Consider the following 24,329-nt stretch of genomic DNA (forward strand, 5'->3'; position numbering starts at 1 on the left):
ACATGACCGCTGGCACCTCGGCCGCGGTGGCGGAGCTGACCCGTCGACGGCACAGCCCCCTCCAACGCGTGCAGCACCTGCTCCACGGACACCCGTGGATCAGCCCGCTCGTCATCCTCGTCCTGACGATGGTGGTCTTCACCGCCGTCAACCCGAGGTTCTCCAACCCGGCGGCGCTCTCCCTGCTCGTGCAGCAGACGGCGGTCGTCGCGTGCCTGGCCATCGGCCAGACGCTCATCATCCTCACCGCCGGCATCGACCTGTCCGTCGGCGCCATCGTCATCCTCGCGATGATGGTCATGGCCAAGCTCGCCGCCGACCACGGCTGGCCGGCACCGGTGGCCCTGCTGGTCGGTGTCGGGCTCGGCCTCGCCGCCGGCGCGCTGAACGGGCTGCTCGTCACCCGCGTCAACCTGCCGCCGTTCATCGTCACGCTCGGGACCCTGAGCATCTTCACCGCGGCGGCGCTGCTCTACTCGGGCAGCAAGAGCTTCCAGAACAACGAGCTGCCGGACCTGCTCAACTGGACCTCGACGAGCTTCCCGCTCGGCCCGTTCCGGCTGACGGTCGGCGTCGTCATCGTGCTCGTCCTCTACGCGGTGGTCGGGTTCGCCCTGAGCCAGACGGCCTGGGGCCAGCACGTCTACGCCGTCGGCGACGACGCGGAGGCCGCGCGCCTGTCGGGCATCGCGAGCAAGCGCGTGCTGCTCAGCGTGTACGTCGTCGCGGGCCTCATCTACGGCCTCGGCGCCTGGGTCCTCATCGGTCGTGCCGGTGCAGCGAGCCCCAACGCCATCACCGACGCCAACCTGCAGAGCATCACGGCGGTCGTCATCGGCGGCACGAGCCTCTTCGGCGGGCGCGGCCGGCTGGTGGGGACGCTCATCGGCGCCCTCATCGTCCAGGCCTTCTACGTCGGCCTCAGCCTGGCCCGCGTCGACCAGCAGTACCGACTGCTCGCCGTGGGCGTCCTCGTCATCGTGGCGGTGGCGATCGACCAGTGGATCAGGAAGGTGAAGTCATGACCGCAGTGGCATCGGACGCGACGGGCACCTCGAGCGGGACCCGGCAGCCGGTCCTCTCGGCCCGGGGGCTCGTGAAGACCTTCGGCCGCGTGGTCGGGCTCGACGGGGTCGACCTCGACCTCTACCCCGGTGAGGTCCTTGCCGTCATCGGCGACAACGGCGCCGGGAAGTCCACGCTCATCAAGTGCCTGACCGGTGCCCTGGTCCCCGACGCCGGCGTGCTCGAGCTCGACGGCAAGCGGGTGCACTTCACCCGCCCGCAGGACGCGCGTGACGCCGGCATCGAGACGGTGTACCAGCAGCTGGCGGTCATCCCGGCGCTGGACATCGCGAGCAACCTCTACCTCGCCCGCGAGGAGCGCCGCCCGGGCCCGCTCGGGTCCGTGCTGCGCATGCTCGACAAGAAGGGCATGCGGGAGCGGGCGGGTGCCGCCGTCCAGGAGCTCGGCATCCAGACGATCCAGAACATGGGCCAGGCGGTCGAGACGCTCTCCGGCGGACAGCGGCAGGCCGTCGCCGTCAGCCGGGCCGCGGCGTTCGGCGGCAAGGTCGTCGTCCTCGACGAGCCGACCGCAGCCCTCGGGGTCAAGGAGAGCAACCAGGTGCTCGCGATGGTGCGGCAGCTGCGGGAGAAGGGCCTCGGCGTCATCCTCATCTCGCACAACATGCCGCACGTGTGGGACGTGGCCGACCGCATCCACGTCCAACGGCTCGGCGGCTGTGCCGGCGTCATCACGCCGCAGTCGCACTCGATGACCGAGGGCGTCGGCATCATGACCGGCGCGCTGCGGCTCGAGGCGTAGCCCCCACGAACGGGCGGGGCCGCCGACCGAGGCGGCGGCCCCGCTCCCTCCCCACCGAACCCGCGCTCGACCGGGCGGAACCAGCCCCACCTCGGGCCCGTCGAGCGCAGGACAGGAGACGCATGTACGCCAGGATCGTCGTCGGGTACATCCCCACGCCGGAGGGGTCGGCGGCGCTCGATGCCGCCATCGACCTCGCCCGACGCACCGGGGCCCACCTCACGGTCGTCAACACCGGCCGTGACGGCAACTACGCCGACCCCTCGTTCGCGACCGCCCAGGACATGGACGCCATCGACCTGCAGCTGGCTAACCAGGACATCGGCCACGACGTCCGCCAACCCACGACCGGCAGCTCGGCGGCCGAGGCGATCCTCACCTGCGTCGAGGAGGTCGACGCGGACCTCGTCGTCATCGGCGTGCGTCGACGCTCCCCCGTGGGCAAGCTGCTCACCGGCAGCACGGCGCAGCAGGTCCTCCTCGACGCCCCGTGCCCGGTGCTCGCGGTGAAACCGGCCCCGGCGGCCTGACCCTCCCCACACGGACGATCCCCCGACCGACAGGTCGGGGGATCGTCCTTCGAGCACGAGGGCGGAGGTCCCGCGTCAGATGCCCCTGACCTTCTCCGCCTGAGGCCCCTTCGGGCCCTGGGTGACGTCGAACTCGACCTTCTGGCCCTCCTGCAGCTCGCGGTAGCCGCTGCTCTCGATGGCCGAGTAGTGAACGAAGACGTCGGCGCCGCCGCCGTCCTGCTCGATGAAGCCGAAGCCCTTTTCGCTGTTGAACCACTTCACGGTGCCTGTTGCCACTGGTTTGCCTCTTCTTGTCGTGCGAGGCCTCCGTGTGGAGGCCTCGGGCTGCCGACGGTCACGACGAGCGCGACCCGCGACCTTCGCCTGGACTCTGACGGCAACTGGCACCGACGGTAGCAGCCGCCGCTACCCTTGCTCCTCCGTGCTCCACGGTTCGTCGTCGGCCACGCCGACTGCCGGACGTGCCACCTGCGGACGGAGTCCAGACATGACCAGACCGCTTCGTTTCGGGGTCGTCACCCCGGTGCTGACCGACGTGCCCACGTGGCGGGACCGGGTGCGCCGCATCGCCGACAGCGGCTACTCGACGCTGCTGATGCCCGACGTGCCGCAGTGGCAGCCCGCGCCCGCCCCAGCACTCGCGATGGCAGCGGCGCAGACCGACCTGCGCGTCGGTACCTGGGTCTACGCCTCCCCGCTGCGACCGGCCTGGAGCACCGCCTGGGAGGCACACTCGCTGTCGATGCTCACCGAGGGGCGCTTCGAGATGGGCATCGGCACCGGACGGCCGGGGATCGAGGACGAGCTGCGCCAGCTCGGGATGCCCGTCCCGCCACCGCAGGGGCGGCTGGCCCAGGTGCGTGAGACCGTGGCCGTGCTGCGCGACCTGGACGGCCCGGACGTCCACACGCCGGTGGTCATGGCCGTCCGGGGGCCGAGAGCCCTGGCGCTGGCTGCCGAGGTCGCCGACACCGTCACGATCGCGACGCTGCCCCGTGACGCCCGTGCCGACGTCGCGCGTCGGGCGCGCGAGCTGCGTGCCGTGCGCGACGTCGAGCTCGCGCTCCACGTCCCCGTCGTCGGCGACGCCATCGCCCCGTTCATGACCTCGGTGCGCGACACCGACCCGCAGGCCCTCCGGGAGGCGGACTCGCTGGCCGTGCTCCCGGGCGACCCGGTGGCCGCCGCCGAGGAGATCGAGCGACGCCGCGAGGAGATCGGCTACACCTACTTCGTCGTCGGCGCGAACTCCGCCGACGTGCTGGCCCCGGTGGTGGCCGAGCTGGCCGGGCGATAGCCCGCGCAGCCCGGGCGACAGCCCGCGCGGGCGGGCGACAGCCCTCGCAGGCGGGCGAGCCGGCACCGTCCCGAGGGGCGCGGGCGGATGCCGTGTGGGAGGTTTGGGCGATGCAGACCGGCCCAGGAGACGTCGAGCTGACGATGGACGAGCTGCGGGCGGTCGCCGGGTATGCCGCGGCGTGCGCCGAACCGGCGCTCGTCCTCTTCCAGCGGGACCGTCCCGATGACCCGCGGCCGGCGGCGGCTGTCCACGCCGCGCGGGTCTTCGCCGAGGGCGCGCCGCGGTCGCGCCTCCAACGCAGCGCCGCGGCCGACGCCCACCGCGCCGCAAAAGGCGCGACGGCCGAACCCGCGCGGCACGCGGCGACCGCCGCGGGCGATGCCGCCGCAGCGGCCTACCTGCACCCCCTCGCCCGGGCGACGCAGGTGCGGCACATCCTCGGGTCGGCCGCCCACGCCGCCCGCGCAGCCGAGCTCGCCCGGGGCGACGACCCGGTCGTCGCGGAGTACGTCGTCACCGCAGCCGCCAAGCGGGCCACGCCCGTCGTCCTCGAGGTGCTGAGCCGCTACCCGCGGGCGCCCAAGGGGCGCAGCCGGGTCGCGGTCCTCATGCAACGGCTCGACAGCCTGCTGCGGGACCCACCTCCGACGCCGCGCGTCGTCGACGACCCCGGGCCGTTCTTCCACGGGACGAGAGCGGACCTGCACCCGGGTGACCTGCTCACGCCGGGGTGGAGCTCGAACTACGGATCGGGGCGCCGGGCCAAGCACATCTACCTGACCGCCACGCGCGACGGCGCACCACTGGCTGCCGAGCTCGCTCGCGGTGACGGTCCCGGCCGCGTCTACCGGGTCGAGCCGCTCGGCCGGATCGAGGACGACCCGAACGTCACCGACAAGCGCTTCCCGGGCAACCCGACGCGGTCCTACCGGACGACCGAGCCGCTGCGTGTCCTCGAGGAGATCACCGGCTGGACCCCTCCGGACCCCGAGATGATCAGCCACATGCGCGCGCGCATGGTCGAGCTGGCCGAGCTGGGGATCGAGGCGATGGACGACTGACGACCCTCGGGAGGTCGCCCGCCGCGGCCCCGAGCGGTGGCCCGGAGGGAGCGGGTGGCCGGCCGCGTCCGACAGCGGTTCCGGCGGTTGGTGGCCTCACCTTGCGGGTAGGAATCGAAGGTCCAGCTCATCGACGAAGGAGCACAGATGTCGGATGACGAGAAGGTCGCCAAGGACCTGGTGGAGACGCTGAAGGACGGCGAGCGAGGGTTCGCCTCGGCCGCCGAGAAGCTTCGTGACGGTGACCGTCCCGAGTGGGCCAGCACCCTGCAACGCCTGTCCGAGCAGCGCGCCGGCTTCCGGCGCGAGATCGTCGAGATGGGCCACGAGTACGGCGAGGACGTCGACGAGAGCGGGTCGGCCGCCGCCGCCCTGCACCGCGGCTGGATCGCGCTCAAGGACGCCCTGACCGGTGATGACGCCGGCAGCGTCCTGGGTGCCGCGGTGACCGGTGAGGACCACGCGGTGTCGGAATACGAGAAGGCCCTCGGGGCGGACCTCAGCGCGGGCTTCCGTGAGGTCGTGACCCGGCAGCACGCCGCGGTCCTCGCCGCTCGCGACGAGGTCAAGGCACTGCAGGTCACGGACTGACCCGACTGACGCGCCCGCCTCTCGGGAGGCACGCGTCGACGGGCCGAGCCGGTCAGCTCCCGCTGGAGCTGACCGGCTCGTCGCCGTGCTCGGGTGTGTTCGCGCGAGAGCCTTCGAGACACATCTTGACTCATTCAAGATTAGACGCCATGGTGTGCGCATGACGACGACGGACTACGAGGCCGTGTTGCGGGGGGCGTCGCTGCGGGTCACCCGGCCGCGGCTGGCAGTCCTCTCGGTGGTCCACAACCACCCGCACGCCGACACCGACACGGTGATCGACCGGGTCCGCGCAGACCTCGGCGCGGTCTCGCACCAGGCGGTGTACGACGTCCTGCGTGCGCTCACCACCGCGGGCCTGCTGCGACGCATCCAGCCCGCTGGGGCGACCGCACGCTACGAGGCCCGGGTCAGCGACAACCACCACCACGTGGTCTGCCGCTCGTGCGGCGCGATCGCCGACGTCGACTGCGCCACCGGCCACACCCCCTGTCTCACCGCCTCCGACGACCACGGTTTCGTGATCGACGAGGCGGAGGTCGTCTACTGGGGCACCTGTCCCGCCTGCTCGACCGCCGAAACCCCTGAAGCGACAACGATGCCCGGAAGGAACCACTCATGACCGACATCCAGAACCACGTCACCCCCGAGAGCCCGCAGGGGGTGGACCGCACGAGCGGCGGCGGCTGCCCGGTCATGCACGACTCGGCGACCGCGCAGGGCAGCGAGAGCGAGAACCCGGCGATCGACTCGCCCACGCCGAAGACCGGCGGTCGCCCGCGCGGCATCAAGGACTGGTGGCCCGACTCGCTCGACCTGTCCGTGCTGCACGCCCACTCCCCCAAGGGCAACCCGCTGGGCCCGGACTTCGACTACAAGGCCGAGTTCGCCAAGCTCGACCTGGACGCCCTCAAGCAGGACATCGTCGACGTGCTGCACACCTCGCAGGACTGGTGGCCGGCCGACTTCGGCCACTACGGCGGCCTGTTCATCCGGATGAGCTGGCACGCGGCCGGCACGTACCGCATCTACGACGGTCGCGGTGGGGCCGGTGACGGCGGTCAGCGGTTCGCGCCGCTCAACAGCTGGCCCGACAACGCCAACCTCGACAAGGCCCGCCGCCTGCTCTGGCCGGTCAAGCAGAAGTACGGACAGAAGATCTCCTGGGCCGACCTGCTCGTGCTCGCCGGCAACGTGGCCCTCGAGGACATGGGCTTCCAGACCTTCGGGTTCGGCTTCGGCCGTGAGGACGTCTGGGAGCCGGAGGAGATCTTCTGGGGTCCCGAGGACACCTGGCTCGGCGACGAGCGCTACTCCGGCGACCGTCAGCTCGACGAGGTCTTCGGCGCGGTCCAGATGGGTCTGATCTACGTCAACCCCGAGGGCCCCAACGGCAACCCGGACCCCGTCGCCTCGGCACGCGACATCCGCGAGACCTTCGGTCGGATGGCCATGAACGACGAGGAGACCGTCGCGCTCATCGCCGGTGGCCACACCTTCGGCAAGACCCACGGCGCCGGCGACTCCAGCCTCGTCGGCCCGGAGCCCGAGGGTGCCCCGCTCGAGCAGCAGGGCCTCGGCTGGAAGAGCGAGTTCGGCAGCGGCAAGGGCGCCGACACGATCACGTCCGGTCTCGAGGTCACGTGGACCTCCAACCCGACGCGGTGGGACAACGAGTTCTTCCAGATCCTGTTCGGCTACGACTGGGAGCTGACGACGTCCCCGGCCGGCGCCCACCAGTGGCGGCCGAAGGACGGCGCGGGCGCCGGCCTGATCCCGGACGCCCACGACCCGTCGAAGCGTCACGAGCCGCGCATGCTGACCTCCGACCTGGCCCTGCGCTTCGACCCGGCCTACGAGAAGATCTCGCGTCGCTTCCTCGAGGACCCCGAGGAGTTCCGCCTGGCCTTCGCCAAGGCCTGGTACAAGCTGCTCCACCGCGACATGGGTCCGGTCTCGCGTTACCTCGGCCCGTGGGTCGGCGAGAAGCAGCTGTGGCAGGACCCCGTGCCCGCCGTCGAGGGTCCGCTGGTGGGCGACGACGACGTCGCCGCGCTCAAGGACAAGGTCCTCGGGTCCGGCCTGACGGTCTCCCAGCTCGTCTCGACCGCGTGGGCGTCGGCCGCGACCTTCCGCAGCACCGACAAGCGGGGCGGTGCCAACGGCGCTCGTATCCGCCTGGAGCCGCAGCGCAGCTGGGCCGTCAACCAGCCCGAGCAGCTCGGGGCGGTCCTCGACACCCTCGAGGGCATCCAGCGCGAGTTCAACGAGGCCGGGGGCGCGACGATCTCGCTGGCCGACCTCATCGTCCTCGCGGGCTCCGCCGCCGTGGAGAAGGCCGCGCAGGACGCGGGTGTCGCGGTGACCGTGCCGTTCCACCCCGGCCGCACCGACGCGACGCAGGAAGCGACGGACGTCGACTCCTTCGCGGTGCTCGAGCCGCGCGCAGACGGGTTCCGCAACTACCTGCGTCCGGGCGTCAAGCTCCAGCCGGAGGTCCTCCTCGTCGACCGCGCGTACATGCTGGACCTCACCGCTCCCGAGATGACGGTCCTCGTCGGCGGCCTGCGGGCCCTCGGCAACAACGTCGGTGGCGTCGCGCACGGCGTCCTGACCGACCGTCCGGGCGTCCTGACCAACGACTTCTTCGTCAACCTGCTCGCCCCCGGCACGCAGTGGAAGGCGTCGGAGTCCGAGGAGAACGTCTACGACATCCGTGACCTCGCCAGCGGCGACCTCAAGTGGACGGCCACCCCGGTCGACCTCATCTTCGGGTCGAACTCCCAGCTGCGCGCGCTCGCCGAGGTGTACGCCAGCGAGGACGCCCGGGAGAAGTTCGTCCACGACTTCGTCGCCGCGTGGACCAAGGTGATGGAGCTCGACCGGTTCGACCTGGTCTGACCCCGCCGCACGCGACGAGCCCGGCGCCCCTCCACGGGGTGCCGGGCTCGTCGCGTCTCGGCTCGCGCTGACCCCCTGGCGGGCGGGCGGGGAGCGCCGGCACGGCATCACCCCATCGGCCTCACGGCGCCGCCATCGACGATAGGGGTGGCGGTCCAACGGGCCGCGGCACACTGGTCTGATGGCGGTGTCGTCCCGGCCGAGCCGACGGACCAACCTCGGCCTCCTCGTGCTCCTGGCGGCGGCCTTCGCGACGGGCTGGCTGGCCTTCGGGGTCGAGGGCCCCGCGTCGAGGGCCGTCACCGTCGTCCACGGCGTCCTCGGGCTCGGCATCCTCGTCCTCAGCCCGTGGAAGGCGGTGATCGTGCGACGCGGCCTGCGTCGTCGACGCGGGCACGCCCTCGCGGTGGCGTTCGCCGTGGCCGTCGCCGTCTGCCTGCTCGCCGGCGTCGTGCACGCCACGCTCGGCCCGCTCGAGGTCGCGGGGGTCAGCGCCCTCACGGTGCACGTCGCCGCCGCCTTCGTGGCGGCACCGCTCGCACTGGTGCACGTGGTCCGTCGATGGCAGCGGCCTCGCGCGACCGACCTCTCCCGGCGAACGGCCTTGAGGGCGATCGCCGTCGGCGGGACCGCGGCCCTGGCGTACGGGGCGCTGGCGTCCGTCACGTCGGCGGCCCGTCTCCCGGGGGCTCGTCACCGCGGGACAGGGTCCTACGAGGTCGGCTCGGGCGCTCCTTCCGCGATGCCGGTCACCCAGTGGTTCACCGACGGTGTGCCCCGCATCGACCCGGACGCCTACGAGCTGCTTGTGACCCGGCCCGGCGAGCCGGTGCTGCGGCTCTCCCACGCCGACCTGCTCAGGCTGGGTGACGCGACGCAGTCGGCGATCCTCGACTGCACCGGCGGCTGGTGGGCCGAGCAGACGTGGCGCGGTGTCCGGCTGGACACCCTGCTCGGGACGCCCGACCACGGGTCGATCGCCGTGCGCTCGGTGACCGGCTACACCCGGCGCTTCCCGTCCGAGGACGCGTCGAGGTTGCTGCTCGCGACGCACGTCGGCGGGCTGCCCCTCTCGCCCGGGCACGGTGCCCCGGTCAGGCTGGTGGCGGCCGGACGGCGGGGGTTCTGGTGGGTCAAGTGGGTCGAGCAGGTGAGCGTCGAACCGCAGCCGTCGTGGTCCCAGCCGCCGTTCCCGCTGCAGTGAACCGGTCCGGCCGACCACCCCGATGCCCGAGGGAGCGCCCGCTGTGGACCCATGCCAGGTGCGCCCCCTCCCGGCTGCGGTTCGAGATGACGACCACGACCACGTCCGGGGCGGCGGTTGTGTGCGTGCCGTTTCGGCCGGCGAGTGGATGGTGGTCGTCATCCGGGACGCCACCTGCTGCCTGGTCCTTCCCGGCCTGCTAGCGTGCGAGCGATCGTGACTCGTGCCCTGGTCCTCGCCGGAGGCGGAGCGGCCGGCAATGCCTGGGAGCTCGGCCTCGTCGCCGGCCTGTCCGATGCCGGCGTCGACGTCACTGAGGCCGACCTCGTCGTCGGCACCTCCGCAGGGTCGACGGTCGCTGCCCAGATCACCAGCGGGATCCCGCCTGCCGAGCTGTACGCCGCCATCCTCGCGGAGACGCCTCCCACGCGGGCCGGCAGCCGCGGAGCGGGGAGGGGACGCGCTCCCGGCGTCTCGGGCCCGAGCTACCTGGAGTGGTCCGACCGGATCATCGCCTCTGCCGAGGACCCGGCCGACATGCGCCGGAGGATGGGCGCCGCGGCGCTCGAGGCGGATGCGTCCGACGGCGCCGGTGCGGCCCGCTGGCGCGACGTCGTCGCCGCGCGTCTGCCCAGCCGGCACTGGCCGCAGCGACCGGTGCTCATCACGGCCGTCGATGCGCGCACCGGAGAGCCGGTCCTCTTCGACCGTCACAGCGGAGTCGAGCTGGTGGACGCCGTCGCGGCCAGCACCTCGGCCATGACGCCCTACCGCATCGGCGAGAACCGGTACCTCAACGGCGGCTACCGACGCAGCGAGAACGCCGACCTGGCGGCCGGGTACGGGCGGGTGCTGGTCCTGTCACCCTTCGGCGGCCGGTCCCGCATGCCACTGGAGTGGGGCATGGACCTGGCCAGCCAGGTCGCCGAGCTGCGCGCAGCGGGCAGCTCGGTGCAGACCGTCTTCCCGGACGCCCGCGCCGGTGCCGTGTTCGACGCCAACGCGCTGGATCCGTCGACGCGTCTGCCGGCCGCGCGAGGAGGCTACGCCCAGGGCCGGGACCTCGCCGAGTCGCTCGCCGAGTTCTGGCGCTGACGCCGGCGCTGGTCGGTCCCGAAGGACCGCTCGAGCGCCCGGAGGGTGCGGCTGCGCTCCCGGTCGACCAGCCACCGCGCGACCGGCAGCAGGAGCCGCATCACGCCGTACAGCTCCGCGACCGCGACGTGGTGGACCGTCGTGACATCCCCCTGGCCCTCGAGGACGTAGCCAGGCCGCGCCCGGGTCAGCGGGCGCCCGAACCAGCTCAACGTCTCGTCGAAGGCGATCCGCACCGGCGGCACCAGCTCGCTCACCTCACCCTCGAAGCGCCCCATCCAGGTGCGGTCGACATAGGTCGCGCCCTCCCCCACCGGCAGCGCCGACGTCAGGTCACTCCCCCGGAACAGGCCGCCGTGGTGCAGCCAGCGCCGGTAGCCCGGCAGGTCGGCCAGACGCTCGAAGACCTCGGCGGCGGGCCGGTGGATCACCGTCTGCGACTCGAACCTGACCGTGCTTGCAGCCATCGTGACTCCTCGCCGCCCGGGGTGGACGGCTCCAACGCTAGGCACCTGACCGGCCCCGCGCACGAGAACCGCCGGACCCCCGAACCGGGGCAACCTCCGGGGCAGCGTCCGGGGCAGCGTCCGGGGCGGCGTCCGGCTGTGCCGGTGTCCGCCCGATCTCGTGCAGCGCGACCGGCCCGAGCACGCCGTCGTGGACGGTGAGCGTCAGGTAGGTGCAGAAGGGCTGGCGTCGACGGTCGGTCGGTGACCCGGGGTTGAGCAGCCGCAGCCCCCTCGCCGAGGTCGAGTCCCAGGGGATGTGGCTGTGCCCGAAGACGAGGACGTCGAGCGTGGGGTAGCGCGCGTCGCACCGCTCCTCGCGCCCCGACGCCGGACCGGTCTCGTGCACGACGCCGACGCGCACCCCCTCGACCTCCACCTCGACGAACTCGGGCAGGCGTTCCCGCAGGGAGCCGTGGTCGTTGTTGCCCACGACCGCCACGAGCCGGCGGGCCCGTGCCTGGAGCTCGTCGAGCAGCGCGACGTCGACCCAGTCCCCGGCGTGGACCACCAGGTCGGCGTCGTCGACGGCGCGCCAGACCTGGTCCGGCAGGCCTTTGGCGCGCTTCGGCACGTGGGTGTCGGCCAGCAGGAGCAGTCGGGTCGTCATGCACCCCAGTGAACACCGCGAGCAGGGGACGGCCGCCCGCCGGAGTGGGCCCGGCGCCACGCCCCACCGGCCGGCCCGGCGGCATCGTCCGCGGCCGGTCAGGCGGGGCGGAGGAACCGCGCCGACACCCAGGCCTGGACGGTCGTCACCGTCCCTGCCTCGGCGACGACGTAGACGACGAGCGCGCTCCAGCCACCCGCGTCCGCGTCGCGGCGCCACTCGACCACCACGCCGGGCCAGGGGCCGGGATGGTCGGCGGGCCCCTCCACCCAGCAGTGACGTCGTCCCGCACCGCCGCCCGGGGCGGCGCCAGCCCCGGCACCGACGACCGGACGGTCCCGCAAAGGGGTCCCGCGCCCTCGCCTCATGCCGCCCGCCACCCCACCATTGTGCAGCCCGGTCGAACAGGTGTTCTACCACCGGCCGAACCGGATGACGTGCCCGCGACCGGGTAGGGAGCACCGAGCGCGTCGTCGCCGCTGACGCACCACACCGCCACCCCCGCACCACCACCGCGTCCACCACCCCACCACCACCTCAGGAGGCACGCCATGAGCACGTACACGGTCGGTTACTTCGTCGGGAGCCTGTCCTCCACGTCCATCAACCGCACCCTCAGCCAGGCGCTGATCCGGTTGGCGCCGCCCGACCTCGGGTTCACCGAGATCCCGATCGGCGACCTGCCCCTCTACAGCCCCGACTTCGACGCCGACTACCCACCCGAGGCGCGGACCCTCAAGGCGTCGATCGCCGCCGCCGACGCCGTCCTGTTCGTGACCCCCGAGTACAACCGGTCCATCCCGGGCGCCCTGAAGAACGCCATCGACTGGGCCTCCCGTCCGTGGGGACAGAACTCGTTCGACCACCTGCCTGCCGCGGTCATCGGCGCGTCGCCCGGGGCCATCGGTACCGCGCTGGCCCAGCAGAGCCTGCGCGCCGTGCTGAGCTTCTGCAACGCGCGGCAGATGACGGCCCCCGAGGCCTACGTCCAGTTCCGGCCCGACGCCTTCGCCTCGGGCGGGGAGGTCAACGACGAGACCACCGCGTCGTTCCTCCGCGCCTTCATGGAGGAGTTCCGTGCCCATGTCGAGCGCGTGCTCACGGTCCTCCCGAGGCCCTGACGGGGACGGGCACGAGGACGGTCAGATCATGGACACCCGCTGAGCGGCGGGCGCCGACGCGATAGCGTGCCCCCCGGTGGAGGGGAGTACTCCCGAATCCGGACGTCGTCATCACGAACAGCCAGGCTGTTCCGGTGTCCGGGGCCGACTCGCTCGGCGGAGGAGACCTCCGGAGTTGTCACGTACCTCCGGAGGATTCAATGATCAGCGCTGTCCCCGTGCCCGTCTGGGTCGCCACCCTCGCGCTCCTTGCGGTCATCGTCTACGTCGACCTGCGGGTCATCGCCCGTCGTGGCGGCGAGGTCTCGCTGGGCCAGTCGGTCCGCTGGGTGACCTTCTACGTCTCCCTGGCCCTGGCCTTCGGTCTCGTGCTCGCCCTGACCGTGGGAGGTCGCACCGGCGCCGAGTTCTTCTCGGGGTACATCACCGAGTACAGCCTGTCGGTCGACAACCTCTTCGTCTTCGTCATCATCATGACGAAGTTCGCGGTCCCCTCCTTCGCGCAGGACAAGGTCCTCTACCTCGGGATCGTCATCTCGATGGTGCTGCGGGCCGTGTTCATCTTCGCCGGCGCAGCGCTCATCGCGGCGGCCTCGTGGACGTTCTACCTGTTCGGCATCCTGCTCATCTACACGGCCGTGACGCTGCTGCGCGAGCAGGACGAGCCCGAGTTCGGCGAGTACCGGGTGCTGCGCGCGATGCGTCGCGTCCTGCCGATGAGCCGGGACTACCACGGCGACCGGCTCTCGGTCCGGCAGGACGGCCGCCGCCACTGGACCCCGCTGGTCATCGCGGTGTCGGCGATCGCGCTGGCGAACGTCGTCTTCGCCCTCGACTCCATCCCGGCCATCTTCGGCCTGACGCAGGACGCGTTCGTCATCTTCACGGCCAACGCCTTCGCCCTCATGGGGCTGCGGCAGCTGTACTTCCTCGTCGGCGGGCTGCTCGAGCGCCTCATCTACCTCAACGTCGGCCTGTCGGCGATCCTGGCCTTCATCGGTGCCAAGCTCATCATCGAGGCGCTGCACGGGTCGCACATCGACCACCTGGGGTCCATCCCGCTGCCGGAGATCGGCATCGCCACGTCGCTCGGGTTCATCGTCACGGTCCTCCTCGCGTCGGCCGCCGCGAGCCTGGGGAAGAACTGGCTCGACCAGCGCGCCACCTCCTGACGGGCGTCAGCCCGGGTCGGACAGGTGGCTGAGGGCTGCGACGACGAGCGCGGCGGTCCCGGTGTCGAGGGTCGGCTGGATGAGCGGGGCGAAGTACGGCGAGTGGTTCGGCGGGGCGTCCGCGCCGGCCGGGAAACCGCCGATGCCCCAGTAGCAGTAGGGCGCCCCGAACGCGTCGGGCACCCGGCTGAAGTCCTCGCTGGCGGTGACCCGCCCCAGGTCGACGACCCGCTCGCTGCCGAAGTGCTCCCGGAAGGCCCCGGTGACGACGGCGGTGACGCCGCCGTCGTTGGTCGTCAGGGGGTACCGGTCGTAGTACTCGAACACCGGCGGTCGGGGGGAGCCGGCACCGTCGCACTCGGCGCGGACGATCCGCTCGACCGCCGCGAGCACGTGCTCGCGGACCGACTCGTCGTAGGTCCGGACGTTGACCAGCAGGACCGCCTGGTCCGGGATGATGTTGCTCTTCGTCCCGGCGACGCTGCTGCCCACGGTCACGACGGCGAACTCCCCCGGCCTGGTCTCCCGGGCGACGATGGTCTGCAGCCGCAGGACGACCGACGCCGCGAGGACGACCGGGTCGACGGCGAGGTGCGGCATCGACCCGTGGGATCCCTTGCCGTACAGGGTGATCCGGATGCTGTCCCCCGCCGACATGACGGGGCCCGACGCGGTCCCGACCGTGCCCGCCTCGAGTCCGAGGACGTGCTGGCCGAACGCCACGTCGGGCCTGGGGATCACCTCGGCGAGCCCGGCGTCGAGCATCCCCTGCGCGCCGGCGGCGGTCTCCTCGGCGGGCTGGAAGAGCGCGACGACGGTGCCGGCCCACGCCTCGGCACCGGATGCGAGCAGGTCGGCGGCGCCGAGGAGGCAGGCCACGTGGACGTCGTGCCCGCACGCGTGCGACACGCCCACCTCGGTCCCGGTGGCGTCCGTCGCGGTCCGGCTCGACGCGTACGGCAGGCCGGTCAGCTCCGTGACGGGCAGCGCGTCCATGTCGGCGCGGGCGAGCACGACCGGCCCGGCCCCGTTCTCCAGCGTGCCGACGACGCCGCCGCCGACCCGGCGGACGGCGTAGCCCATGGCACCGAGGCGGCGGGCGACCTCGGTGGCGGTCCGCTCCTCCTGCCCGCTCAGCTCGGGGTGGGCGTGCAGGTCCCGGTAGACCTCCTCCTGCCACTCCCTGGTCGCGGCACGTCGTGCGAGCACCGCCTGGGTCCGGTCCATCGCTCCCCCTCGGTGGGTGGTGGCTAGGGACCTCTCAGGCTACGCGCGGTTCCTGCCACCCGACCGGGGCCCGGACCCAGGCGTCCCGGCCGCTGCCGGGTCGAGCAGCTGGGCGAGGTGCTGCGCGGGCCGGTCCCGCAGGTCTGCCACCTGCGTGCGGCAGGAGAACCCGTCGGCGAGCACGACGGCATCGGGCGCCGCGTCGATCGCGGGGAGCAGGTTCTGGTTCGCGACGGCCAGGGAGACGTCGTAGTGGCCGACCTCGACGCCGAAGTTGCCGGCGAGCCCACAGCACCCCGGCAGGGTCTGCACGGTCGCGCCGGTGGCCGCGAGCAGGTCGGCGTCCGTCTGCCAGCCGAGCACGGCATGGTGGTGGCAGTGAGGCTGGGCGATGACCTGCGTCCCGGTGAGGTCGGGACCGGTCCAGCCCGGGGTCTGGGCGAGCAGCTCGGCGAGCGTGCGGACCTGGGAGGAGACCAGGGCTGCGTCCTCGTCGCCGGGGAGCAGCTCGTGGACGTCCGAGCGCAGCACCGCCGTGCACGACGGCTCGATCCCGACGATGGGCGCACCGGCGCGCGCATCTGCCGCGAGCGCCGCGACGGTCCGGCGCAGGATGCCCTTGGCGGAGTCGAGCTGCCCGGTGGTGATCCACGTGAGCCCGCAGCACACCGAGCGGCTCGGCAGCCGCGGCTCGTACCCGGCGTGGCGCAGCACTCGCACGGTCGCGTCGGCCACCTCTGGTGAGAACGCGTCGGTGAACGAGTCGGCAAACAGCACAACGGGTTTCAGATCCGAGGCCTCCGACCTGAAGGTGCGCCGGAAGGGACGCCGGGGGAACGCCGGGATCGAGCGGCGTCGGTCGACGCCCGCCAGCCACAGCGCCACCGGGCCGAGCGCGGGGAGCGTCAGCGCCCGGTTGGCCAGCCCCGGTACGCGGCCCGCCAGCCGGGCCCACATCGGCAGCTTGCCGAGCGTGTAGTGGGAGCGAGGGCGCAGCCGGCGACGGTAGGTCTGGTGAAGCACCTCGGACTTGTACGTCGCCATGTCGATGCCGGTCGGGCAGTCCGACGCGCAACCCTTGCACGACAGGCACAGGTCGAGCGCCTCGTGCACCGACGGGTGCGACCACGGCAGCTCGCCGCGCACGACGTCCTGCAGGACGCGGGCGCGGCCCCGGGTGGAGTCCTTCTCCTCCCGCGTCGCCAGGTACGAGGGGCACATGACACCGCCGGCCGCCGCGTTGTCGGCACGGCACTTGCCGACGCCCGTGCACCGGTGCACCGCCTGGGCGAGGTCGCCGTCGTCGTGCGGGTAGGCCATGGCCAGGCCATGGAGCGGGAACCGGCCCGCGGGTCGCACGTCCCGGTCGAGGGGGTCCGGGTCGACGAGCACGCCGGGGTTCAGCAGGTTCTCCGGGTCGAAGGCGTGCTTGATACCGCCGAACAGGGCGATCGCGTCGGCCGAGTACATGTGGGGCAGCAGCTCCGACCGGGCCCGTCCGTCGCCGTGTTCACCCGACAGGGAGCCACCGAACCCACCGACCAGCCGCGCTGCCTCGGTGAGGAACTCGCGCAGCACGGTGGTCCCGTCGGGCCGGTCGAGCGGCACGTCGAGCCGGACGTGCATGCAGCCGTCGCCGAAGTGGCCGAACGGCGCCGACGTCAGGCCGTACGAGCCGACGAGGTCGTCGAAGGCGGCGAGGTAGTCCCCCAGGCGCTCGGGCGGCACGGCCGCGTCCTCCCAGCCGGGCCAGGCCGGCTTTCCCGACGGGGCGCGTCCGGCCAGGCCGGCGCCGTCCTCGCGGATCCGCCACAGGCGTGCCTGCACCGCGCGGTCCTCGACGATGACGGCGTCGTCGGCGAGCCCCTCCCCCGCCAGGCGTCGCGCCCGGGCCGCGACCTCGCCCAGCTCGTCGCCGGCGAGCTCGACGAACAGCCACGCCCGCCCTCGCGGCAGCGGAGGGATCGCGTCCGGGCCGCGGCGAGCGCGCAGCACGTCGATGAGCCGGGAGTCCAGCCCCTCGCACGCGGTCGGCCCGTGCGCCACGACTGCGGGCGCGGCCCGCCCGGCGGCGACGATGTCGCGGAACCCGAGGGCGACGACGACGCGGACGGGCGCGTCGACGACGAGTCTCACGGTGGCCCGCGTGATGACCCCGAGGGTTCCCTCCGAGCCAACGAACGCCTGGGTGAGGTCGAACCGCTCGGGCAGCAGGTGGTGCGCGGCGTACCCGGAGACCTGCCTGTCGAACCTGTCGAGCTCGGTGCGCGCCGTCGCCAGGTGGCGGGACATGACGGTCCGCAGGCCGGACACCACGGCGTCGGCGCCCCGGGCGAACGGGTCGCCCGTCTCGTCGTAGCCCGTGGACAGAAGATCGCCGGCCGCTGTCAGCAGGTCGAGAGCCGCCACGTTGTCGGAGGTGCGCCCGTACGTCAGGGACCGCGAGCCGCACGCGTTGTTGCCGATCATCCCCCCGATCGTGCAGCGCGGGTGCGTCGAGGGGTCGGGCCCGAACCGGACACCGTGGGGGGCGACCGCCCGCTGCAGCACGGCGTGGACCGTTCCCGGCTCCACCACCGCCGTACGCGTGTCGGGGTCCACCGACAGCACCCGGTTCATGTGCCGGGAGAAGTCGAGCACGACGCCGCGTCCGACGGCGTTGCCCGCCACGGACGTCCCGGCGCCTCGCGAGGTGACGGGGACCCCCGTCTCGCGGGCCACGGCGAGGGTGGCAGCGACGTCCTCGACGCCACGTGGGCGCACCACGGCCAGGGGTGGGATGCGGTACAACGAGGCGTCCGAGGCGTACATGCTGCGGGTCCCCGCGTCCGCCCGGACCTCGAGCCCGGCGCCGGCCAGGGCGGACACCACGTCGGCGGAGGGTTCGACCATGGGTAACATGTTACTCATGGTCCGGCTGTCCCTCCCGCACGGCGCGTCCTCTCTTGCCGACGCCGTCGTCGACGCCGTGCGCGCGGGCATCATCGCCGGCGAGCTCGTCCCGGACGACACGTACTCCGTGTACCAGCTCGCGGACCTCCTCGGGGTGTCCCGCAGCCCGGTCCGTGAGGCGCTGCTGCGACTGGCGGAGGCCGGCCTCGTGCAGATCAACCGCAACCGCGGGTTCCGGGTCCTGACCCCGCAGGCCCACGACATCGACGAGATCATCGACATCCGTCTCGCGCTCGAGCCGGTCGCGGCCCGCCGTGCAGCGGAGCACGGCGGCGAGGCCGAGCACGCCGGCATCCGTGCGGCCTTCGAGGCGATGACGGCGGCGACGACGGCCGAGGACCGGTTCTGGGTCGCCGACCACACCCTGCACGACCGTCTGATGCGGGCGGGGGGCAACCAGCGCGCCGCCGCGATCATCGACCGACTGCGAGCCACTACAGCCCTGCTCGGCCCGCCGACCACCGCGGCCGGGCGGACGCTGCCGGAGATCTGTGCCGAGCACGAACCGATCGTCGCCGCGATCCTCGACCGCCGGGGAGCCGACGCCGAGACGGCGATGCGCCGCCACCTCGAGCACACCGGGGAGCTGCTGACCCGCACCCTGCACCCTGCCGCGCCCGGGCTCGAGCCCGTCTCACCGGGCGCACGAGACCACGTCCCGGCCGCCGGCTGGGGCACCCTGAGACCGACAGCACCATGAGTACGGCCGTCCCGCGCTGACGGGAGGCCAGAGGAGACAAGCGTGAAGGTACTGCTGCTGGAGAACGTCCACCCCGTCGCCCCGGAGACGTTCCGCCGTCACGGGTTCGACGTCGAGGTCCGCCCCGGGTCCTTGCACGAGGCCGAGCTCGTCGAGGCCCTGCAGGGGGTCGCCGTGCTCGGGATCCGGTCCAACACCAAGGTCACCCGCGCGGTCCTCGACGCGGCCCCCGACCTGCGCGCGATCGGCTGCTTCTGCATCGGCACCAACCAGGTCGACCTGACGCGGGCGACCGAGCTCGGCATCGGCGTCTTCAACGCCCCGTTCTCCAACACGCGCAGCGTCGTCGAGCTCGTCATCGGGGAGATCCTCGCGCTGGCCCGCCGGCTCCCCGAGAAGACCCAGCGGATGCACGACGGGATCTGGGACAAGTCGGCCAAGGGCGCCTACGAGACGCGTGGCCGCACGCTCGGCATCGTGGGCTACGGCAACATCGGCACGCAGCTGTCCAACGTCGCCGAGGCCATCGGCCTGCGCGTCGTCTTCTTCGACACCGCCGACCGGCTCGCGCACGGCAACGCGCGCCGCATGGGCTCTCTCGACGAGCTGCTCGAGGAGTCCGACTTCGTCAGCATCCACGTCGACGGCCGGCCCGGGAACGCCGGCCTGTTCGGGCCCGAGCAGTTCGCCCGGATGAAGCCCGGCTCGGTGTTCATCAACGCCTCGCGCGGCATGGTGGTCGACGACCAGGCCCTGCGAGACCACATCCTCAGCGGGCACCTGTCCGGCGCGGCGATCGACGTGTTCCCGATCGAGCCCAAGGCCCAGGGCGACCCGTTCGACTCGCCCCTGCGCGGGCTCGACAACGTCATCCTCACGCCGCACGTGGGAGGCTCGACGAAGGAGGCGCAGGAGGAGATCGGCTCGTTCGTGGCGGGCAAGCTCACCGGCTACCTGGCCACGGGCGCCACCGCGCTGTCGGTCAACCTGCCCCAGGTGGCGCCGGCGCCACGCGAGGGTGCCTTCCGGGTGGCCCTCCTGCACCGGAACGTGCCGGGCGTGCTCGCCTCGATCAACAACCGGCTTGCCGAAGCCGGCGCCAACATCGTCGGGCAGTCCCTCGCGACGCACGGTGAGCTGGGCTATGTCGTCACCGACACCGACGTGCCGGTGAAGGAGGAGACCCTCACATCGCTGCGTCAGGCCGCCGAGGTCGTCCACTTCGAGGCCTGGGACGGCGTCTCGGAATGACCTGCGGGGCGTGCGCCCGGGCCGGGTGACGAACCCGCCCGGGCGCGCCCGCCGGCGCGCTGTGCGCCACCCCGAAGCACCTCCGGGGCCCTCTTGCCACCGCTCGATGCCGAGTGCTATATGAGATTTAGTCCACGCACCAGAGATCCCACTCCCCGGGATCGGGTCGATGAACGAGCATCCGCAGCGTCGAGGCGTTGATGGAGGTGTCGACATGCTGCTGCGAGCCACCTCACCGTGTTCCGGCGTCGGTGACCACAGCACCACTCGGACCGACGCGGACCGGTTCCTCGAGCTGGTCTGCTCGGACCCGGACCTGGTCCGGGCCGAGTTCGAGGCGATCGTCGTCGCCGAATGGCCGGAGGAGAGCGTCGTCCCGGCGCCACCTCCCCCGAGCCGCAGACCGCCGTACCGCGACGGCGGGAACGGTCCCGGGAGTCCGGCGCCGTGGCTCGAGGACCGCGAGGGTGGACGGCCGAGACGGTCACGAGGGCCGTACGTACGACAGTGGGCTCGGGAGCGCTCCCCGCCGCAGACGCGCCGGCCCACCTGCCGGCGTTCGGACCTCTCGCCACCCCCGACGACCGGAGAGGGTTCTTGTGCCTTCAGTGCCGGGGATCGTACCCACCCTCGGTGCCGTACACCTCGGTCGAGCCCCCAGCGGGCGCCGAGCCCCCGGCGGGCCGAGCCTGGTACACGTCGTCGTTCGCCTGCGAGCGTGTGGGCGGCGGGACCTCGTCGTCGACCGTGGAGGACCACGAGGACGAGCCGGCTGCACCGGCGCCGGCCGGCGCCTCGTACGGGTCGTACGGGTCGCGGACCGCGCCGGCCTGCTCGCGACGCGACGACTGCTGCACCTGCTCACGGATGCGGCCCGACTCATGGGACATCCGCTCCAGGTACTGCTCCCAGCGTGACTGCATCGGGCGCACCAGCCCACCACCGACGCCGACGACGAGGATGCCGCCGATGGTGGCGAGCACCGTGATGAGCACCGGGGTCGTGACCGTGGTGGCGATGCCGACCTGGTTGAGCGCCGCGATGATCCCCAGACCCAGGATGAACACGCTGGCGATGGTGGCCAGCACGCGCCCGTAGGACAGGCCCCCCAGCGCCGTTCCGATCAGATCACGCACCGCGGCCGCGATGGCCGCGGCCACCACGACGATGATGATCGCCACGATCGCCTTGGGCAGGAACGCGATCACTCCGGTGATCAGGTCACTGATCGGGTTCGGCCCGAAGACCCCGAACGCCAGCTGCAGGACGAACAGCAGCAGCGCGTAGTAGACGAGCTTGCCGACGATCGTCGACGCGTCGTACCGGCTGCGCGCCAAGGCCTTCTCGATGCCGCCGCGCTCGACGGCGCGGTCGAAGCCGACCCGCTCGAGCACCTTGTCGACCGCCTTGCCGATCGCCTTGGCGATGAGCCAGCCGACGAGCAGGATGACGAGGAAGGCCACGAACTTCGGGGCGAACAGCACGATCGAGCGCCACAGGTCCGTCAGGGTCGAGCTCACGTTGTCAGTCATGGTCGTGCTCCCTACGGGTCGCCAACGGAACGAGGGCGACATACCCATCGCACCGTCGAGTGCACCGCTGGCCACGGGGAGGCCGGCGGGCGTCCGCCGTACGCAGGTCCTGGTCGGTCTCGCCTGACGACCGCGCCGGAGCCCGGGCGTGTCACGCGGCAGACCCTCGGACGTGGTCGCCGGCGAACAGCAGGTAGACCGCGGCCGTCCACGTGTAGGCGCGGTCCCGCAGGCCGGCGCCGCTGCGGGCGTCGAAGTTCTCGGCGAAACCGGAACGCTCGCACAGCGCGCGGAACCGGGCACTCACGGTGTCGGCCAGCTCGGTCATTCCACTGACGCGCAGTCCGTCCTCGATGAGCGCGGTCGACGGCGCCCAGATCGGCCCACGCCAGTAGCCGTCGTCCTCGTAGCGGGCCGACGTCACCGGCTCCGTCGCGAGCCCGTGCTCGGTGAGGTGCTCCTCGACGCGAGCCGCGAGCCGGTCACGGATCTCTGCCGGCAGGTATGGGCCGAGGACGAGGGGCAGCAGGTTGAGCAGGCTGGTCGACGTGCTCGCCCGACCTGAGAGCACCCCGCGCGCGATGAACTCCCTTCCGGTCCAGAGCTGTTCGAGGAGGGCGGCCAGCAGCCGGTCACGAGCGCCCCGCCACTCCGAGGACGGGTGGCCGAGCTCGTCGCAGAGCTCGGCGAGCACGTCGAGCTGGAGGACGAGGAAGGCAGCGAGGTCCGGCGCCTCCACGACGCGGTCCACGTCGAAGGTCGTCGCGTTGTCCCAGCCGCTGTCGTTGCCGTGCTGGTAGTAGGGCAGCTCGTGCCCCGGCCGGCGGCGGTGGTCCAGCCAGAAGCTGCTCCACCGGGCCAGGCCCGTGTGGATCTGCTCGAGCTCGGGGCGGGTGAGTGCGCGCTCGCTCCGGGCGCGCAGCCGCCGGAGGGCCCACCCGTGGATGGGCGGCTTGACGTAGTTGTAGAGCACCTCCGAGTGGGTGACGGAGTCGGGCAGCGCTCCGCAGGTGTCCTGGTGGTCGAAGGGTGCGAGGAACTGGTCGACGGCGGCGTCCACGGCTCCCGGCGCCAGGGCCAGGGCGTTGAAGCAGTGGTCCCAGCTCCACAGCTTGTCCATCCAGTGCTTGGACATGAGCACGGACTCCCGGCGGAGCAGCCCGCTGCCCGCCACGGTGGCCGACCACAGCACGTAGGCTGCGCGGGCCGCGGCCGGGGTCCGTTCGTCGCGCCAGGGGGCGACGGCGTCGAGGTACTCCCGGAAGTCCGTCCACGAGGCGCTCACCACCTCCTCGAACGACGGGCCGGCGGTGGACGTCTGCTGCGACGTCGCCTCCCGCACCTCGGCCTCCCAGGGCTCGCCGTCCGCGCCGACGAGCACCGAGCGGGACGCCGTCCCCAGCGCCTCGGCCCCCTCGGTGTCGCAGGCGCCGTGCAGGACGCGGACCCGGTAGCGGTGCCCGGTCTCGTAGCTGGTGAACACGGCTGCGCCGTCGCTCGGGTCGGTGAACAGGTAGGTGCCCGTGAACGGCGTCAGTGCCGCCGCGGCGTCGGCGACACGAAGGGCCAGCCCCACCCCGCGCAGCCGCAGCACGTCGTCCCCGGCGAAGGCCGCGTCCACGGTGCCGTGCTCGCTCCGCCAGGTGAAGCGCGCGGGGTCTGCGACCCACTCCGCGTCGACGGGCGTGCCGTCGACCTCGGGGCTCAGGGCCAGGACGCCGTGGAACCCGTTGCGGTGCGAGACGAGGTGGATGGTGTCGGTCGTCCGGTGCAGGGCCGTCACCGGAGAGAGGTTGAGCCAGCTGCCACGCCGGGAGAAGGGGATCTCCCGGACGTCGAACCCGAGGTCCTCGGCCGGCGCCGAAGGCTGGGGGTCGCGGCCGCTGAGGGTCGTGGAGTCGCGGGGGGGCATCGAGATCGTTGGTCCTAGTCCTTGACGGCTCCCGCCGTCACGCCGGCGGCGACGTACCGCTGGGCGACGACGAGGAGGATTGCGGTCGGGATCGAGGCGACGACCGCCGTCGCCATGAGCGGCCCCCACTCCTGGTTCTGGGAGCCGATGTAGTCGTAGAGGCCCATCGTGATCGGCCTCAGCCGTCCGCCTTCCCGGTTCAGGGTGGAGGCGAAGATGAAGTCCGACCAGGCCCAGAGGAAGGCGAAGAGCGAGACCGTGACGGCCGCGTTCCGCGAGATGGGCAGCACGACGCGGCGGAACGTCGCCCAGCTCGACGCCCCGTCGACGGCAGCCGCCTGGAGCAGCTCGCGCGGGATGCCGGCCATGAACGTCTCGAAGAGCATGACGGCGAACGGGATCGCGATGGTCGAGTCGGCGATGACGAGTCCCGGGACGGTGTCGAGGACGCCCAGCTGGACGTAGATGGTGTAGAACCCGAGCGCCATGACGACGGCCGGGACCATCTGCGCGACGATGAGCACGAAGTTGAAGAGGCGACGCCCGGGGACGAACAGGGACGACAGGGCGTAGGCGGCGGGCGCGGAGATGACCAGCGTCAGCGCCACCGTGCCGACCCCGACGAGCAGGCTGGTCCCGAGGTAGGGAAGCTGGTCGCGAAGGACGACGGCGTAGTTGTCCAGCGTGAACGCCCGCGGGACGAGGTCGCCCTGCCGGATGGCCTGACGCTGCGTGAACGACACGTTGACCATCCAGTAGAGCGGGAAGAGCATCACGGCGGTCAGGACCAGGCCGATGGCGGTCTTCCACCACCTGCGGTCGACGGTTCGCAC

23 protein-coding genes and 1 pseudogene are annotated in these 24,329 nt (G+C 72.4%); 15 read left to right on the forward strand and 9 right to left on the reverse strand.

Translation table 11 applies throughout. The annotated features are described in order from the left end of the window. The first annotated feature begins 2 nt into the window (after positions 1–2). The 3 genes from ACPYOM_RS00225 (at position 3) to ACPYOM_RS00235 (ending at position 2,358) form a co-directional block, all read left to right on the forward strand. Positions 3–1,025 (forward strand): ABC transporter permease, encoded by a 1,023-nt coding sequence (locus ACPYOM_RS00225; RefSeq protein ID WP_481341204.1) that lies wholly within the window; start codon positions 3–5, stop codon positions 1,023–1,025. Beyond that, positions 1,022–1,828, forward strand: coding sequence for an ATP-binding cassette domain-containing protein (locus tag ACPYOM_RS00230; protein ID WP_481341203.1), 807 nt, complete (start codon positions 1,022–1,024; stop codon positions 1,826–1,828). The genes ACPYOM_RS00225 and ACPYOM_RS00230 overlap by 4 nt, the downstream gene beginning before the upstream one ends. Before the next feature lie 122 nt (positions 1,829–1,950). Then, on the forward strand, positions 1,951–2,358 hold the full coding sequence (locus ACPYOM_RS00235; RefSeq protein WP_481341202.1) for a universal stress protein: 408 nt from the start codon (positions 1,951–1,953) through the stop codon (positions 2,356–2,358). Between the two features lie 75 nt (positions 2,359–2,433). On the opposite strand, the gene ACPYOM_RS00240 is transcribed toward ACPYOM_RS00235, so the two are convergent. Then, positions 2,434–2,637, reverse strand: coding sequence for a cold-shock protein (locus ACPYOM_RS00240; protein WP_481341201.1), 204 nt, complete (start codon positions 2,635–2,637; stop codon positions 2,434–2,436). A gap of 211 nt (positions 2,638–2,848) precedes the next feature. Here ACPYOM_RS00240 and ACPYOM_RS00245 point away from each other — a divergent pair, with 211 nt between their 5' ends. The 8 genes and pseudogenes from ACPYOM_RS00245 to ACPYOM_RS00280 all read left to right on the forward strand — a co-directional run bounded on the left by ACPYOM_RS00245 (position 2,849) and on the right by ACPYOM_RS00280 (position 10,513). Next, the gene (locus ACPYOM_RS00245) at positions 2,849–3,658 is read left to right on the forward strand and encodes an LLM class flavin-dependent oxidoreductase (RefSeq protein ID WP_481344437.1); all 810 of its coding nucleotides are present in this window, start codon (positions 2,849–2,851) and stop codon (positions 3,656–3,658) included. Positions 3,659–3,801: 143 nt separating this feature from the next. Next, positions 3,802–4,152 (forward strand): annotated as a pseudogene (locus ACPYOM_RS00250) (putative immunity protein); the annotation flags it as partial. Positions 4,153–4,269: 117 nt separating this feature from the next. Next, positions 4,270–4,722: an NAD(+)--rifampin ADP-ribosyltransferase gene (arr, locus tag ACPYOM_RS00255; protein WP_481344454.1), complete on the forward strand. Its 453-nt coding sequence runs from the start codon at positions 4,270–4,272 to the stop codon at positions 4,720–4,722. Positions 4,723–4,869: 147 nt separating this feature from the next. Next, positions 4,870–5,313, forward strand: coding sequence for a ferritin-like domain-containing protein (locus ACPYOM_RS00260; protein ID WP_481344438.1), 444 nt, complete (start codon positions 4,870–4,872; stop codon positions 5,311–5,313). A 160-nt stretch (positions 5,314–5,473) separates the two neighbouring features. After that, positions 5,474–5,935: a Fur family transcriptional regulator gene (locus tag ACPYOM_RS00265; protein ID WP_481341198.1), complete on the forward strand. Its 462-nt coding sequence runs from the start codon at positions 5,474–5,476 to the stop codon at positions 5,933–5,935. Beyond that, on the forward strand, positions 5,932–8,214 hold the full coding sequence (gene katG / locus ACPYOM_RS00270; protein WP_481344439.1) for a catalase/peroxidase HPI: 2,283 nt from the start codon (positions 5,932–5,934) through the stop codon (positions 8,212–8,214). Before ACPYOM_RS00265 ends, katG begins: the two co-directional genes overlap by 4 nt. 181 nt (positions 8,215–8,395) lie before the next feature. Continuing rightward, positions 8,396–9,418 carry a molybdopterin-dependent oxidoreductase gene (locus ACPYOM_RS00275; RefSeq protein WP_481344440.1) on the forward strand — a complete coding sequence of 341 codons (1,023 nt, stop codon included), beginning with the start codon at positions 8,396–8,398 and terminating at the stop codon, positions 9,416–9,418. 216 nt (positions 9,419–9,634) lie between these two features. After that, complete coding sequence (locus ACPYOM_RS00280) at positions 9,635–10,513, forward strand: patatin-like phospholipase family protein (protein WP_481344441.1); 879 nt, start codon at positions 9,635–9,637, stop codon at positions 10,511–10,513. Here the strand turns inward: ACPYOM_RS00280 and ACPYOM_RS00285 are convergent. The 3 genes from ACPYOM_RS00285 to ACPYOM_RS00295 form a co-directional block, all read right to left on the reverse strand. After that, positions 10,462–10,980, reverse strand: a complete 519-nt coding sequence (locus ACPYOM_RS00285; protein WP_481344442.1) for an SRPBCC family protein — start codon at positions 10,978–10,980, stop codon at positions 10,462–10,464. The two genes, ACPYOM_RS00280 and ACPYOM_RS00285, sit on opposite strands and share 52 nt — an antisense overlap. Positions 10,981–11,017: 37 nt before the next feature. Further along, on the reverse strand, positions 11,018–11,629 hold the full coding sequence (locus ACPYOM_RS00290; protein ID WP_481344443.1) for a metallophosphoesterase family protein: 612 nt from the start codon (positions 11,627–11,629) through the stop codon (positions 11,018–11,020). Between the two features lie 98 nt (positions 11,630–11,727). Continuing rightward, the gene (locus ACPYOM_RS00295) at positions 11,728–11,898 is read right to left on the reverse strand and encodes a hypothetical protein (protein WP_481341838.1); all 171 of its coding nucleotides are present in this window, start codon (positions 11,896–11,898) and stop codon (positions 11,728–11,730) included. Positions 11,899–12,180: 282 nt separating this feature from the next. Between ACPYOM_RS00295 and ACPYOM_RS00300 the strand changes: the two genes are divergently transcribed. Both ACPYOM_RS00300 and ACPYOM_RS00305 read left to right on the forward strand, forming a co-directional pair. Beyond that, entirely contained in the window at positions 12,181–12,750 is a 570-nt protein-coding gene (locus ACPYOM_RS00300) for an NADPH-dependent FMN reductase (protein ID WP_481344444.1), read from the forward strand. A gap of 200 nt (positions 12,751–12,950) precedes the next feature. Further along, the gene (locus ACPYOM_RS00305) at positions 12,951–13,922 is read left to right on the forward strand and encodes a TerC/Alx family metal homeostasis membrane protein (RefSeq protein ID WP_481341836.1); all 972 of its coding nucleotides are present in this window, start codon (positions 12,951–12,953) and stop codon (positions 13,920–13,922) included. 6 nt (positions 13,923–13,928) lie between these two features. Here ACPYOM_RS00305 and ACPYOM_RS00310 read toward each other — a convergent pair whose 3' ends face one another. Beyond that, positions 13,929–15,149 carry an amidohydrolase gene (locus ACPYOM_RS00310; RefSeq protein WP_481344445.1) on the reverse strand — a complete coding sequence of 407 codons (1,221 nt, stop codon included), beginning with the start codon at positions 15,147–15,149 and terminating at the stop codon, positions 13,929–13,931. Positions 15,150–15,188: 39 nt separating this feature from the next. Continuing rightward, positions 15,189–18,041, reverse strand: coding sequence for an FAD-binding and (Fe-S)-binding domain-containing protein (locus tag ACPYOM_RS00315; protein ID WP_481344446.1), 2,853 nt, complete (start codon positions 18,039–18,041; stop codon positions 15,189–15,191). On the opposite strand from ACPYOM_RS00315, the gene ACPYOM_RS00320 reads away from it, so the two are divergent. Both ACPYOM_RS00320 and serA read left to right on the forward strand, forming a co-directional pair. Beyond that, positions 18,040–18,801, forward strand: a complete 762-nt coding sequence (locus ACPYOM_RS00320) for a GntR family transcriptional regulator (protein ID WP_481344447.1) — start codon at positions 18,040–18,042, stop codon at positions 18,799–18,801. The two genes, ACPYOM_RS00315 and ACPYOM_RS00320, sit on opposite strands and share 2 nt — an antisense overlap. Positions 18,802–18,843: 42 nt before the next feature. Then, positions 18,844–20,052 carry a phosphoglycerate dehydrogenase gene (serA, locus tag ACPYOM_RS00325; protein WP_481341831.1) on the forward strand — a complete coding sequence of 403 codons (1,209 nt, stop codon included), beginning with the start codon at positions 18,844–18,846 and terminating at the stop codon, positions 20,050–20,052. 605 nt (positions 20,053–20,657) lie between these two features. On the opposite strand, the gene ACPYOM_RS00330 is transcribed toward serA, so the two are convergent. The 3 genes from ACPYOM_RS00330 to ACPYOM_RS00340 all read right to left on the reverse strand — a co-directional run bounded on the left by ACPYOM_RS00330 (position 20,658) and on the right by ACPYOM_RS00340 (position 24,329). Further along, the gene (locus tag ACPYOM_RS00330) at positions 20,658–21,584 is read right to left on the reverse strand and encodes a mechanosensitive ion channel family protein (protein ID WP_481344448.1); all 927 of its coding nucleotides are present in this window, start codon (positions 21,582–21,584) and stop codon (positions 20,658–20,660) included. 151 nt (positions 21,585–21,735) lie between these two features. Further along, positions 21,736–23,496, reverse strand: coding sequence for an amylo-alpha-1,6-glucosidase (locus ACPYOM_RS00335; RefSeq protein ID WP_481344449.1), 1,761 nt, complete (start codon positions 23,494–23,496; stop codon positions 21,736–21,738). Positions 23,497–23,510: 14 nt separating this feature from the next. Beyond that, the gene (locus ACPYOM_RS00340; RefSeq protein ID WP_481341828.1) at positions 23,511–24,329 is read right to left on the reverse strand and encodes a carbohydrate ABC transporter permease; all 819 of its coding nucleotides are present in this window, start codon (positions 24,327–24,329) and stop codon (positions 23,511–23,513) included.

Source organism: Monashia sp. HAY1-2A, from assembly GCF_056755315.1.